General features: G+C 63.9%; 10 protein-coding genes. 4 read left to right on the forward strand and 6 right to left on the reverse strand.

Annotated elements, in window-relative coordinates; all coding sequences use genetic code 11:
• Positions 1-40 precede the first annotated feature (40 nt).
• Positions 41-844 carry an exodeoxyribonuclease III gene (locus VSX60_RS03660; RefSeq protein WP_327622793.1) on the reverse strand — a complete coding sequence of 268 codons (804 nt, stop codon included), beginning with the start codon at positions 842-844 and terminating at the stop codon, positions 41-43.
• Between the two features lie 160 nt (positions 845-1,004).
• Here VSX60_RS03660 and VSX60_RS03665 point away from each other — a divergent pair, with 160 nt between their 5' ends.
• Together VSX60_RS03665 and VSX60_RS03670 are read left to right on the forward strand one after the other, a co-directional pair.
• Positions 1,005-1,553 carry a hypothetical protein gene (locus VSX60_RS03665; protein WP_327622794.1) on the forward strand — a complete coding sequence of 183 codons (549 nt, stop codon included), beginning with the start codon at positions 1,005-1,007 and terminating at the stop codon, positions 1,551-1,553.
• Between the two features lie 112 nt (positions 1,554-1,665).
• A complete protein-coding gene (locus VSX60_RS03670) occupies positions 1,666-4,155 on the forward strand; it encodes a M10 family metallopeptidase C-terminal domain-containing protein (protein ID WP_327622795.1) in 2,490 nt (829 codons plus the stop codon).
• A 77-nt stretch (positions 4,156-4,232) separates the two neighbouring features.
• Here the strand turns inward: VSX60_RS03670 and VSX60_RS03675 are convergent, their stop codons facing one another.
• Positions 4,233-4,889: an outer-membrane lipoprotein carrier protein LolA gene (locus tag VSX60_RS03675; protein WP_327622796.1), complete on the reverse strand. Its 657-nt coding sequence runs from the start codon at positions 4,887-4,889 to the stop codon at positions 4,233-4,235.
• Positions 4,890-5,046: 157 nt separating this feature from the next.
• Positions 5,047-7,881, reverse strand: coding sequence for a DNA translocase FtsK (locus VSX60_RS03680; RefSeq protein WP_327622797.1), 2,835 nt, complete (start codon positions 7,879-7,881; stop codon positions 5,047-5,049).
• A gap of 197 nt (positions 7,882-8,078) precedes the next feature.
• On the opposite strand from VSX60_RS03680, the gene VSX60_RS03685 reads away from it, so the two are divergent.
• Positions 8,079-8,360, forward strand: coding sequence for a GNAT family N-acetyltransferase (locus VSX60_RS03685; protein ID WP_327622798.1), 282 nt, complete (start codon positions 8,079-8,081; stop codon positions 8,358-8,360).
• A gap of 113 nt (positions 8,361-8,473) precedes the next feature.
• Here the strand turns inward: VSX60_RS03685 and VSX60_RS03690 are convergent, their stop codons facing one another.
• From VSX60_RS03690 to tesB, 3 genes are all read right to left on the reverse strand, one after another.
• Positions 8,474-9,856, reverse strand: coding sequence for an ammonium transporter (locus tag VSX60_RS03690; protein ID WP_327622799.1), 1,383 nt, complete (start codon positions 9,854-9,856; stop codon positions 8,474-8,476).
• A 15-nt stretch (positions 9,857-9,871) separates the two neighbouring features.
• On the reverse strand, positions 9,872-10,210 hold the full coding sequence (locus VSX60_RS03695) for a P-II family nitrogen regulator (protein ID WP_327622800.1): 339 nt from the start codon (positions 10,208-10,210) through the stop codon (positions 9,872-9,874).
• A gap of 240 nt (positions 10,211-10,450) precedes the next feature.
• Positions 10,451-11,323 carry an acyl-CoA thioesterase II gene (gene tesB / locus VSX60_RS03700; protein WP_327622801.1) on the reverse strand — a complete coding sequence of 291 codons (873 nt, stop codon included), beginning with the start codon at positions 11,321-11,323 and terminating at the stop codon, positions 10,451-10,453.
• A 140-nt stretch (positions 11,324-11,463) separates the two neighbouring features.
• Between tesB and VSX60_RS03705 the strand changes: the two genes are divergently transcribed.
• Positions 11,464-12,714 (forward strand): ubiquinone biosynthesis hydroxylase, encoded by a 1,251-nt coding sequence (locus tag VSX60_RS03705; RefSeq protein WP_327622802.1) that lies wholly within the window; start codon positions 11,464-11,466, stop codon positions 12,712-12,714.
• Positions 12,715-12,857: the final 143 nt, after the last annotated feature.

Consider the following 12,857-nt stretch of genomic DNA (forward strand, 5'->3'; position numbering starts at 1 on the left):
TGCGAGACGATCGCCCGCCGCCGCATGGCCGAGCGATTTGTCACAACATGAAGGTCGCGGTCACCGGGACATGGTCCGACGGGCGCTCCCAGCCTCTCGCGTCGCTGAGCACATCGATGGCGGAAAGCGCCGGCGCGAGATCGGCCGACCCCCAGACATGGTCGAGCCGCCGGCCGCGGTTCGACGTCGCCCAGTCCTTGGCGCGGTAGCTCCACCAGGTGAACACCGTCTCCTCCATCGGAATGTGATGGCGCATCAGGTCGATCCATTTGCCGTCGTCCCGCGCCCTGAGCAGCCCCTCGCATTCGATCGGCGTGTGCGACACCACCTTCAAAAGCTGCTTGTGCGACCACACGTCGGTCTCGAACGGCGCGATGTTGAGATCGCCGACAAGCAATGACGAGACGCCCGGCTCCGCCTCGGCGCCGATCAGCCGCATCTCCTCGATGAAATCGAGCTTGTGGCGGAATTTCGGATTGATCGCCGGATCCGGCTCGTCGCCGCCGGCGGGGACGTAGAAATTATGCACCCGCACGCGGCGCTCGCCGACCCTGAGCCGCGTCGACAGGTGCCTTGCGTCGCCGATGGCGCAAAAATCCTGCCGGACGATGTCGTCGAAAGGCTGTCTCGAGACGGTCGCGACGCCGTGATAGCCTTTCTGTCCGTGGATCGCGATGTGTTCATAACCGAGCGCCCGGAACGCCTTTTCGGGAAACTGGTCGTTCGGGCATTTGGTTTCCTGCAGGCACAAGACGTCCGGCGCGGTCTCCGTCAGAAAGCGCTCGACCAGCGGCATGCGCAGCCGCACCGAGTTGATGTTCCAGGTGGCGATCTTGAAGGACATGGGCGGGGATTCCGGCTTGAAGGACGGAACGGGCATATGGGGCCGGTCGCCGGCTCGCAACCCTTGCCGACCGCGATTTGCCGCACTTGATGCGCGAAGCCGTTTCGCGAGTTGTCCGCTCCAACGCCGCAACTCATCCCGTGGGCCGCAGCGAGCCCCGATGCCGCGGGTGTTCAAGACCAGACAAGCCGCGGTGGAATTTGACGACGAAGGCAACCTGACCATAGGTTTGCCACATAATGACAGAAATGATCCAGTCTTTCTGAAAACGGACCACGTAATGCCCATGTTCACCCGCAACTTCGGCCGGCCTCTTTCGAACCGCCGCTTCGGCCGGGTTGCATTTGGAAGGATAAGTTTTCTTATTCTGTTCCTACCGCTGAATGTCGGGCAGATCGCGGACGCAGCCCCGGCACCGACTCCGGACGGCTTCACCTTGGAACTGCGTTCGGACACGCATCTGGCGCCGGGAGGTGTTTCTGCGAAGAAAGCGCCCGTCTCTTCAGCCGAACCCCGTCTTGCCCTGACTCCCCCGAACCCAGAACGTCCGTTCATGTCGAGGACTTGCCTCGAGGCGTTGACCCGCCTGCGCGAGTCGGCCAAGGGAAGCCCGCTGATCGACCCCCAGGAAAACCAGGCCGTGCTGATGAAGGCGATCGACCATGCGATTGCCGTTTGCTCGAAAGAAATTCGCCGCAAGCGCAATTAGTATATTCGCGCTGCACGCAACGCAAAATACATTTTAATAGACATCGAAACAAATTCTGGATATGCCTTTAGGGCATTATCGGAGTTTTTCTTGATGATTGGAGGGGCATCCCATGGCGACCATTATCGAGACGACCGACGCTGCCAATGGCACCGGCACGACTTATTCGCTGTCCATCAATGATTTCTTCCGCGGCAATCTGACGGCCGGCGATTCCGACTGGGTGGCCGTGAATCTGGTGGCCGGCCAGACCTACACGATCGGCATGGTCGGTATTGGCGCGCTCGATACCAGCGTGGACGACACCCTCGTTCGACTGCGCGACGCAGCCGGAACCCTGATAGGATCGGACGATGACAGCGGACCTGGGCTGTTCAGTAATCTGACGTTCACTGCCGCGACCTCCGGCACCTACTATATCGACGCGCAAGCCTTCAGTGGTACTGATGTCGGCGGCTACGGCCTCTCGATCGTCACGGGCAGCGGCGCCAGCTACGATGTCGCGATGGGAGCCGGCGCCCTCTACCGTCCCGATGCCTCGTGGAGCGCCACGCCCGCGACCGCTGCGACGGTGACCTGGGGCGTCCGGGCGACGGGTTCCGGCCGCAACGCCGAGCCGCTCGAAATTCTGACCGCGGCTCAGACCGCGGCGACGCAACAAGGCCTCGGGATGTTCAGCGATGTCGCCGGGCTTACCTTCCAGCAGGTCAATCCCGGCGGCACGACCGATAGCGCCACAATGCTGTTCGCCGGCTACACCTCCACGACCGACGGCGCTGGCGCCTACGCCTATTATCCCGGAAGCACGGCCGCAACGGCTAACGCCGGTGACGTCTGGCTCAACAACACCTCGGTATCCCAGAGCTCGCTGCCCCCCGGCGGCTACAGCTTCTTTGCCCTGCTGCACGAGACGGGACACGCCGTCGGCCTGGCCCATCCCGGCGACTACAATGCCGCTCCCGGGGTTACCATTACCTATAACACTTATGCGCAGTTTCGTGAGGACTCCCATCAGTACTCCGTCATGAGCTATTTCGACGAATCGAACACGACTCAAACGTTCAGCAGCTATCCCGATACGCTTCTCCTCTACGACATCTACGCGTTGCAACAGCTCTATGGCGTCAACGCGTCGACACGGGCCGGACACACCGTCTATGGCTTCAATTCCACAGCCGGCGGTGTCTACGATTTCACCACCAATACCGACCCTGTGATGAGCATCTGGGATGGCGCCGGGATCGATACGCTGGACGTCTCCGGCTTCGCGAACGACCAACGCATCACCCTAGTCGAAGGAGAGTTCTCCAATATCGGCGGGCTGGTCGGCAACGTATCGATCGCCATCGGCGCAGTCATTGAAAATGCCCGTGGCGGCGCCGGTAATGATACCGTCCTCGGCACTGATGGCGGGAACAGCCTCTCGGGCAACGGCGGCGCTGACAACATTCACGGCCGCGGCGGCAACGACGCCCTTTACGGCGGCGCTGGCGACGACAAACTGACCGGCGGGGCCGGCAGCGACATCCTCGACGGCGGCGCCGGTACGGACGCAGCGGATTACTGGGGAGCGGCTAGCGGCGTGCAGGCAGATCTGCTTGGGATTTACGCAGGAACCGGCGACGCGGCCGGCGATACCTACGTTTCGATCGAAAACCTCCTCGGCACTCAATATGGCGACACATTTCTTGGGTCGAACGGCGCCAACACCTTCGATGGACAGGATGGAGTCGACAATCTCTACGGCCGCGACGGCAACGACAATCTCTACGGCGGCGGCGGCAATGACAATCTGGACGGCGGGCCTGGCGCCGACTATCTCGACGGCGGTCTGGGCTTCGACTTCGCCTATTACACTCAGGCCACTGCCGGCGTGCGCGCCGACCTGTCCAATGCCGTCTCAGGTCTCGGCGATGCGGCCGGCGACACGTTCAATTTCGTCGACGGCATCATCGGCAGCCAATTCGCCGACACGCTGTTCGGCGATCAGTGGAGCAATATCCTCTACGGCTTGGCGGGCGCTGACAATCTCTACGGCCGCGACGGCTTCCTGGATTATCTCTACGGCGGCGATGGAAATGATAATCTCGAGGGCGGCAACGGCGCCGATTATCTCGATGGCGGCGCCGGGTTTAATTCGGTCTACTACACGTCCAGCACGACGGTGCGGGTCGACATCTCCAATGTCACTGCGAGCACCGGCGGCGAGGCGCAGGGCGATACGTTCAACCTGATCAACAACATCGTCGCCAGCCAGTTCTCCGACATTCTCTATGGCGACATGTGGAGCAACGTCATTTACGGGCTCGGTGGCAACGATGTCATCGATGGCGGCGGCCTCAACGACGTCATCTATGGCGGCGACGGCGCCGACTGGTTCATCTTCACGCCCGGCGCCGGCTCCGACACGCTGGCCGATTTCGCCGACAATTCTGACCGGATCGACCTGCGCAGCTTCGGCTTTTCCAGCGCCAACGCCGCGCTTGCCTTCGCCACCGATACCGGGACCGGCGTGCGCTTCGACTTCACCGACGGCTCGCAGCTCAATGTCTATAATGTCGCCAATGTCTCTGACCTGCAGAACGACATCATCTTCGCCTGAGGCGGAGAAAGCGCAGGATACAGAACGGGCCGCCCCCAAAGGCGGCCCCGGTGACGGTAGACGGATGAAACGGCGCCTTAATTGCCGGTCTGGCCCTGGGCGATCGCCGTATACGGGATCTTGAAGGCGGAATCCTTGATATCGCCGCCCTTCTTGACGTTGTAGATCATCACCGTGGTGTCCTTGCCCTGCTGGTCTCGGATCGTCCACTGCTTGAGCTCATTGGATTTCGGGTCGAACATCATGGTGATGCGCGAATTGCCGAACACCGATTTGTCGCCCATGACAATGGTGGTGAGATCGGGCTCTTCCTTGACGTTCTGGATATTTGCCGCCGAAAGGTCGATTCGCCGGTTGAGCAACAGCTTCAGCGGGGTCTTCGACAGGGGATAGACATCCCACGTGTTCAGCTTCTTGTTGTTGACCGCGACGTTGGAGCCGTCGGAAATTACCCGGAGCGGCGTTCCCGAATAGTCGAAGCGGACCTTGCCGGGCCGTTCGATGTAGAATTTGCCCTCGGTCTGCCGGCCGTTCGGATCAAACTGCATGAAGGTCCCATGCATTGAGGGAATGCCGGAGAAATGGTCGGCGATCTTCTGTGCCGCGGCGCTCGACTGGGCCGCCGCCGGACCTGCCGAGAGCGGCGCGAGGGCCGCTGCCGCGATGAATGCCGAGGCCACGCCGCGAACGAGCGCTGCGCGGAAGGATCGGTGGACTGTATCGTTGTTCGCCATGGTGATGGAGGCTTCCCTTATTCCGAAGTCTGCCCTTCGTGTCGCCGACCCAGATAGGGCGCGACGCGGATTTCGTCTCGCCCCTTCATGTCGGGTCGTATCATTCGACCCGCAATAGGGCGCCCCAATGGCGAAAACCTAACCATTTCGTCATCGATCACATGCGGTCGTCTTCCGTCGGCACCAGAATCTCGCGCTTGCCGGCGTGGTTTGCCGCGCCGACGATCCCTTCCCGCTCCATCCGCTCGATGATCGAGGCGGCGCGGTTGTAGCCGATCGACAGGCGTCTCTGGACATAGGAGGTCGAGGCCTTGCCGTCGCGTAACACGATCGCCACCGCCTGATCGTAGAGGTCGGCGCCTTCATCGACCTCCCCGCCGCCACCGCCGCCGGACGACCCGGAGTCGCCGTCCTCGTCCTCGTCCTCCAGGATCGAGTCGAGATAGTCGGGCACGCCCTGGCTTTTCAGATGCGCGACGATCTGCTCGACCTCGCTGTCATCGACGAACGGACCGTGGACGCGCTGGATGCGGCCGCCACCGGCCATGAACAGCATGTCACCCATGCCCAGCAGCTGCTCGGCGCCCTGCTCCTGCAGGATGGTGCGGCTATCGATCTTCGAGGTCACCTGGAAGGAGATGCGGGTCGGGAAGTTCGCCTTGATCGTGCCGGTGATGACATCGACCGAGGGCCGCTGCGTCGCCATCACCACATGGATACCGGCGGCACGGGCCATCTGCGCCAGGCGCTGCACGGTGCCTTCGATGTCCTTGCCGGCGACCATCATCAGGTCGGCCATCTCGTCGATGATGACGACGATGTAGGGCAGCGGCTCGAGATCGAATTCCTCGGTCTCGAAGATCGGCTCGCCGGTCTCGCGGTCGAAGCCGGTCTGGACCGTGCGCGAGATCGTCTCGTTCTTCTCCAGCGCGCTTTTCACGCGAGCGTTGAAGCCGTCGATGTTGCGGACGCCCACCTTCGACATCTTGCGGTAGCGGTCCTCCATTTCGCGGACCGTCCATTTCAGCGCGACGACCGCCTTTTTAGGATCGGTCACCACCGGGGCGAGCAGGTGCGGAATGCCGTCATAGACCGACAGCTCCAGCATCTTCGGATCGATCATGATCATCCGGCATTCCTGCGGCGTCAGCCGGTAGAGCAGCGACAGGATCATGGTGTTGATCGACACCGACTTGCCGGAGCCGGTGGTGCCGGCGACGAGAAGATGCGGCATCTTGGCGAGATCGGCGATCACAGGCTCGCCGCCGATGGTCTTGCCGAGGGCGAGCGCCAGCTTGCTCTTGTTCTGGGTGAAGGTCTCCGAGCCGATCATCTCGCGGAAATAGACGGTCTCGCGGCGCTGGTTCGGCAGTTCGATGCCGATGGCGTTCTTGCCGGGAATGACGGCGACGCGCGCGGCGATGGCGCTCATCGAGCGAGCGATGTCGTCGGCCAGGCCAATGACCCGTGACGACTTGATGCCCGGTGCCGGTTCGAGTTCGTAGAGCGTCACCACGGGACCGGGGCGCACCTCGATGATCTCGCCCTTGACGCCGAAATCTTCCAGCACTCCTTCGAGCAGACGGGCGTTCTCCTGCAGCGCTTCCGGCGACAGGGTAGAATCGCGGCTACGCGGCTTCGGCGGCGTCAGGAAATCGATGGAGGGCAGTTCGAAGCGGACGGGATCGGCGACCGTCGTCGCCGGCTTCAGGGCGACGGCCCGGCCCGAGCCGCCGCGCAGCCGCTGTTGCTCGGCGGTGACGGTTGCCTGCGGCACGACGCGCACGCCCGGATCGACCGGCTGGTGCGGCGCGCCTTGGCTGGATCGCGCTTGGCGTCCCGGGGCCGGACGGCCGGATGCCCCAGCCGCGCCGTCCGGAAGCTCGTCCTTCGCGGCCTTGCGGCCGGGAAAGGCGACGATGTTGCCGGACAAGAGCCCACGCCAGCCGCCGCCCTCTTCGGGGATCGGCGCCGCGTTGGGCGACACCCGGTCACCGGGACGGACGATCATGGCGTCGTCATCGCTAAAGTCGCCATCCGCGAAATTGCGCTCTTCGCTATTATCCGTTTCGTCCCAAGGCATTGCGGAGCCAGCGTCGAGTTCCGCGCGCCCATCATCGGCATCCGCCTCGTAATAGTTTTCCATGTGCTCGGGCTGGGACACGCGGATCGAGCGGCGGTCGCCGTGCCCTTGCGCCGGGTAGGGGGAGAAATCCTCGTCGTTGTCGCGCCAATTGGCGAAGCCGTCGCCGAATTCCTTCGACGCGCGGGCCTCGCGGCGGGCGGCGAGACGCCGGCCGATGGCGGATTTCGCCGAATAGGCGGTATGCGCCAATGCTCCGAAGAACAGCGCCAGGCGGCCTTCCCCCTCGCCGTCATCCTCGTCGTCTGCTTCGACCACCGAGGCCTTGCGACGGCGGCTTGTGACCGGTGCCGGACGGCGTCGATCGATCACCCCGGCGCCGTTGAGGAACAGCCAGGTCGCCGGCGCGGCGATCATCAGCGCAAGCACGATCGCGAGGAAGCCTTGCGGATACGCCCCGGTGGCCAGCGCCGGAAATTTCAACACGAGGTCGCCGGCGACGCCGCCAAGGCCGATCGGCAGGGGCCAGCCCGCTGGCGCCGGCAGACAGCCGAGAGCGGCCGCGGCCAATACGGTCCCGGCAACCGCATACCAGGCACGCCGCCAGATATGGTCGATCGCATGGCCGGACATCAAAATCAGTCCCCAGATCGCTGGGAGAACCACGAGCAGCGCCGCGGCAAGGCCGAAAATCTGCATGGCGAGGTCGGCGACGATAGCGCCGGAGGGGCCCGCCCAGTTCTCCACCATGTTCTGATTGGACTGGCTGAGCGAGGGGTCGCTCACACTCCAGGTCGCGAAGGCGACGCCGAGATAGCCCGCCAACGCGATCAGCGCGGCGCCGGCGCCGATTTCGCCCTGCCGCCGAAGGAATGTCGTTTCGCTGCCGCCTGGCGCCGTGGTTGCCATCTGACCCTGCCTGTCTTGTCCAACGCGGATCGTGCCTTCGAGCCGGCCCGCTGCTTGCGGCCAGATTAGGGAGCCGAGGTTAAGACCCGTTTAAGCTTAAGACCGCCTTACGATCAGAATGCCTGTCAGATGGATCAGCGGGAACTTGCGATGACCAAAATCATCCGCCACACTTATCAATGATCGAACAGGAAGGCATGATCATGGACATCCGGCACGAGGCAGACGGCACCAAGGGCCGATTTACGACCGGCGAAGGCGACAGCGAAATGACCTATGTCAGGGTCGGCGAGACCCTCGTCATCTTCGATCACACTTTCGTTCCAGACCGATATCGTGGCCAGGGGTTGGCGGGGAAACTGCTCGCCGCCGGGGTCGATTGGGCCCGCGCCGAGAATTTGAAGGTGATTCCGCAATGCCCCTTCGCCCGGACCGAATTCGATCGCAAGCCGGAATATCGCGACGTTCTGAAGGAGTGAACCCTCCGCCACCGCCTTGTCGCAAACCCGGTGATCGAACCCTTCTCTTGAAAACGAAAGAGGCAGGCGCTGACCGCCTGCCTCTCATCATGTGGTGGGACGAAGTTGTCCGATCAGGAGTGGTAGGCCGCCTCGCCATGATAGACGAGATCGAGGCCTTCGCGCTCCTGCTCCAGCGTCGGGCGCAGGCCGACGACGAGATCGACGATCTTGAAGAGGATCGCCGAGACCACGCCACCCCAGACCAGCGTGACCAGCACACCAACGATCTGGGCCCAGACCTGGGCCCCCATCGACACGCCATCGGCCAAACCGACGCCGCCCAGCGACGAGGCGGTGAAGATGCCCGTGCCAACCGCGCCGATGATGCCGCCGATGCCATGGATGCCAAAGACGTCGAGGCTGTCGTCATACTGGAACTTGTTCTTCACCACCGAGACGAAGAAGTAGCAGCCGGCGCTGGCAAGCCCGCCGAGGACGATCGCGCCGACCGGCCCGATCGTGCCACAGGCCGGCGTGACAGCGACAAGACCAGCAACTATGCCGGAGGCCCCGCCCAGCATGGAGGCCTTACCGCGCATCATGGTTTCGATGACGCACCAGGTGAGCAGCGCACCGGCAGTGGCGGTGAAGGTGTTCACCATGGCGAGCACTGCGACGCTTGTCGATTCGAGATTCGAACCCGCGTTGAAGCCGAACCAGCCGACCCACAGGATCGAGGCGCCGACCATGGTCAGCGTCATAGAGTGCGGGGCCATCATGTCCTTGCCGAGGCCGGTTCGCTTGCCGACAAAGAGGCACCCCATCAACGCGGCGATGCCGGCGTTGATGTGCACAACGGTGCCGCCCGCAAAGTCGAGCGCGCCTACGCCGCCGGACAGGACGCCGTTGAAGATCAGGCCAGAACCGTCCCAGACCATATGCGCGATCGGGAAGTAGGCGAAGGTCAGCCACAGCACGGTGAACAGCACCACCGCGGAGAACTTGATGCGTTCGGCGAAGGCGCCGACGATCAGCGCCGGGGTGATCATCGCGAAGGTCATCTGGAAGGCGATGAACAGATATTCGGGCAAGGCCACGCCATCGGTGAAGGTCGCCGCCGTCGAATCGACCGTCACGCCGGCGAGGAACAGCTTGCCGAGACCGCCCCAATAGGGGCTGGTGCCGCCGCCGAAGGCGAAGGAATAGCCCCACACGACCCAGACGATGATGGCGACGCCGGAGATCACGGTGCACTGCATCAGCACCGACAGCATGTTCTTGGCTCGCACCAGGCCGCCATAGAACAGGGCGAGGCCGGGCATGAGCATGAACAGGACGATCAGTGTGGCCGTCATCATCCAGGCGACATCGCCCTTGTCGACCGTGGGAGCTACGGCCTCGGTCGCCGCGGCGGCCGCATCGGCGGCCGGCGCGGCGGCATCCTGGGCGAAGGCCGCCGTGGCGGCGAGCCCGGCCAGCAGGGAGCCGGCAAATAGGAGTTTCTTGATATTCATGGGTGGTCGGTCCCCTTAGAGTGCGTTCGCGTCGACTTCGCCCGTCCGAATGCGGACGGCCTGGTCGATGCCGAAGACGAAGATTTTGCCGTCGCCGATCTGGCCGGTCTTGGCGGCGGCCTGAATCGCCTCGACCGCCGGCTCGACCATGTCGAGCGCAACGGCGATCTCGATCTTCAGCTTGGGCAGGAAGCTCACCGCGTATTCGGTGCCGCGATAGATTTCGGTATGGCCTTTCTGACGGCCATATCCCTTCACCTCGGTGACGGTGAGGCCCTGGATGCCGATGCCGGTCAGCGCCTCGCGCACTTCGTCCAGCTTGAATGGCTTGATGATCGCCATCACGATTTTCATGTTCACCTCGAACCTTGGACGGCCGCGGGAGCGCCGCCGTGTTGAGCATCACTCGCCGGAGCAGCATGCCCGCGACGATGACTGACCTTCAGGAATCAAGGTTTGTGCCAAACGGAAGCCGCGCCACCGTTCGGTCTTATTTTGCAGTGCGAAACGGCGGCTTCCACCGGCGTTGCCCGCCGGTTGGACGGGCTCAGCGCCGCTTAAAAGCGTGGCAAAAACCGCAAATCTGGCTGAAAATTAGGCAGACGGGGCGCGCCGGGGACGGATCAGCCCTTCCTGCGCCACCGATGCGACCAGCGTTCCGTCGCGGGCGAACAGCGAGCCACGGGTGAGACCCCGCGCGCCTGACGAGGACGGGCTGTCCTGCGAATAGAGCATCCAGTCGGAGACCTTCACCGGGCGGTGAAACCACATGGCATGGTCGAGGCTGGCCGCCTGGATGCGTTCGTCGAACACCGACAACCCATGCGCGAACAGCGAGGTGTCGAGGAGGGTCATGTCGGAGAGGTAGGCAAGAACCGCCGCGTTCAGGTTGCGATCGTCGCCGATCGGGCTAGCGCAGCGGACCCAGACCTGTTGCACCGGCTCCAGCTTGTCGCGGGTCAGATAATGGTCGAAGGAGACCGGCCGGAACTCGATCGGCCGGGGCCGCAGCCAATAGCGGCGCACCGGCTCAGGCGCCCGTTTCAGGATCGTTTCCTTGAGATCGTCGCCATGCGGGAGATCGTCGGGACCGGGAACGTCCGGCATCGTCACCTGGTGGTCGTGCCCGTCCTCGTCCTTCTGGAAGGAGGCCGACAGCGAGAAGATCGCGTGGCCATGCTGGATCGCGACGACGCGCCGGGTGGTGAAGGAGCCGCCATCGCGAATCCGGTCGACATCGTAGATGATCGGCGCTGCGGGGTCGCCCGGACGCATGAAATAGGAATGCAGCGAATGACAATGGCGGTCGGCGGGGACGGTACGTTGGGTGGCGACCAGCGCCTGGGCGATCACCTGGCCGCCGAAAACCCGCTGCCAGCTCTGATCCGGACTGATGCCACGAAACAGATTTTCTTCGATGCGTTCGAGATCGAGGATATGGAGGAGCTTTTCAACGGCCTCGGTCATCCTAATCTACTCCCCAGTCGCGGGGAGCCACGCACCCCTTCGCCTTTCGCGGCGTTGCACCAATATACCGGGCGTGGTCAACCGGTTTTAGCGATCCGCACCGACCGCGCCGCACGAGGGGCGCGAGCAAGGAGACTTCGATGTCCGACACCAGAGCCGCGACGACAGCCGCCGAGCAGGCCGACATCGTCATCGCCGGAGCCGGCTATGTCGGCCTGACGACGGCGGTGGCGATCGCCGACGCCGCGCCGCATCTCAAGATCGTCCTGGTCGACGCCGCGCCTGAAGGGGTCTGGAAGAAGGATGGCCGCGGCTCCGCCGTGGCAGCCGCCGCCGTGCGGATGCTGGAGCGGCTTGGCATCTGGGAAAAGGTCAAGGACGAGACGCAGCCAATCACCGAGATGATCGTCACCGATTCACGCACCTCCGACCCCGTCCGTCCGGTGTTTCTCACCTTCGGGGGCGAGGCCAAGCCGGGCGAGCCGTTTGCGCACATGCTGCCGAACACCGCCCTCAACGGCGCCCTGCGCGAGCGCGCGAAAGCGCTCGGCATCGACATCCGGCAAGGCATGGCCGTGTCGGGCATCGACCGGCAGATGGCGGCGATCCGCGTCGCCCTCACCGGCGGCGGAACGGTCGACGCGCGGTTGCTGATTGCCTGTGACGGTGTCCGCTCGACGATCCGCGACATGGCCGGCATCCACACCGTCCACTGGGATTATGGCCAATCCGGCATCGTCGCCACCGTCGCCCACGAGCGCCCGCACGAAGGCCGGGCGGAGGAGCATTTCCTGCCCTCCGGGCCGTTCGCCATCCTGCCGCTCAAAGGCAACCGGTCTTCACTCGTCTGGACCGAGCCGACCCGCGAGGCCGAGCGTCTGGTCAACGCCGACGAGATGCTGTTCGATCACGAACTCGAACAGCGCTTCGGCCACAAGCTCGGCGCGCTGACCGTCGAGGGCGGCCGCCGTGCGTTTCCGTTGGGACTCACGCTGGCGCGCGATTTCGTGAAGCCGCGGATCGCGCTCGCGGGCGATGCCGCCCACGGCATCCACCCGATTGCCGGCCAGGGCCTCAATCTCGGCTTCAAGGACGCTGCGGCGCTGGCCGAGACGATCGTCGAGGCAGACCGTCTTGGCCTCGATATCGGAGCGCTCGACGTTTTGGAGACCTATCAGCGCTGGCGGCGCTTCGACACCGTCCAGATGGGCATCACCACCGATGTCTTGAACCGCCTGTTTTCCAACGACAACCCGTTGCTGCGGGCGGCCCGCAGCTTCGGACTGTCGCTGGTCGACCGCGCCCCGCCGCTGAAGGACTTCTTCATCGGCCAGGCCGCCGGCCTGTCGCGCGGGCCATCGCCGCGTCTTCTCAAGGGCGAGGCGATCTGAGGCCGCCCGGCCGCGCGTCCCAGACCAATCTGGAACGATCCTGTCGCTAAGTACGTCCGGGGCAGGAAATTCTTTCTCCTTGCACTGCGACAAGGCAATCGACGCCGCCGCTGAACGGCGCGATTCGGCTTATCTATCATCGA

It is taken from the genome of Aurantimonas sp. A3-2-R12 (genome assembly GCF_036016755.1).
Classification (GTDB): domain Bacteria; phylum Pseudomonadota; class Alphaproteobacteria; order Rhizobiales; family Rhizobiaceae; genus Aurantimonas; species Aurantimonas coralicida_A.

Coding starts and splice junctions, on each gene's coding strand:
- VSX60_RS03660 (WP_327622793.1), bottom strand. CDS start 844: ATGTCCTTCAAGATCGCCACCTGGAACATCAACTCGGTGCGGCTGCGC.
- VSX60_RS03670 (WP_327622795.1), top strand. CDS start 1,666: ATGGCGACCATTATCGAGACGACCGACGCTGCCAATGGCACCGGCACG.
- VSX60_RS03675 (WP_327622796.1), bottom strand. CDS start 4,889: ATGGCGAACAACGATACAGTCCACCGATCCTTCCGCGCAGCGCTCGTT.
- VSX60_RS03685 (WP_327622798.1), top strand. CDS start 8,079: ATGATCATGGACATCCGGCACGAGGCAGACGGCACCAAGGGCCGATTT.
- VSX60_RS03680 (WP_327622797.1), bottom strand. CDS start 7,881: ATGGCAACCACGGCGCCAGGCGGCAGCGAAACGACATTCCTTCGGCGG.
- tesB (WP_327622801.1), bottom strand. CDS start 11,323: ATGACCGAGGCCGTTGAAAAGCTCCTCCATATCCTCGATCTCGAACGC.
- VSX60_RS03705 (WP_327622802.1), top strand. CDS start 11,464: ATGTCCGACACCAGAGCCGCGACGACAGCCGCCGAGCAGGCCGACATC.
- VSX60_RS03665 (WP_327622794.1), top strand. CDS start 1,005: ATGCCGCGGGTGTTCAAGACCAGACAAGCCGCGGTGGAATTTGACGAC.
- VSX60_RS03695 (WP_327622800.1), bottom strand. CDS start 10,210: ATGAAAATCGTGATGGCGATCATCAAGCCATTCAAGCTGGACGAAGTG.
- VSX60_RS03690 (WP_327622799.1), bottom strand. CDS start 9,856: ATGAATATCAAGAAACTCCTATTTGCCGGCTCCCTGCTGGCCGGGCTC.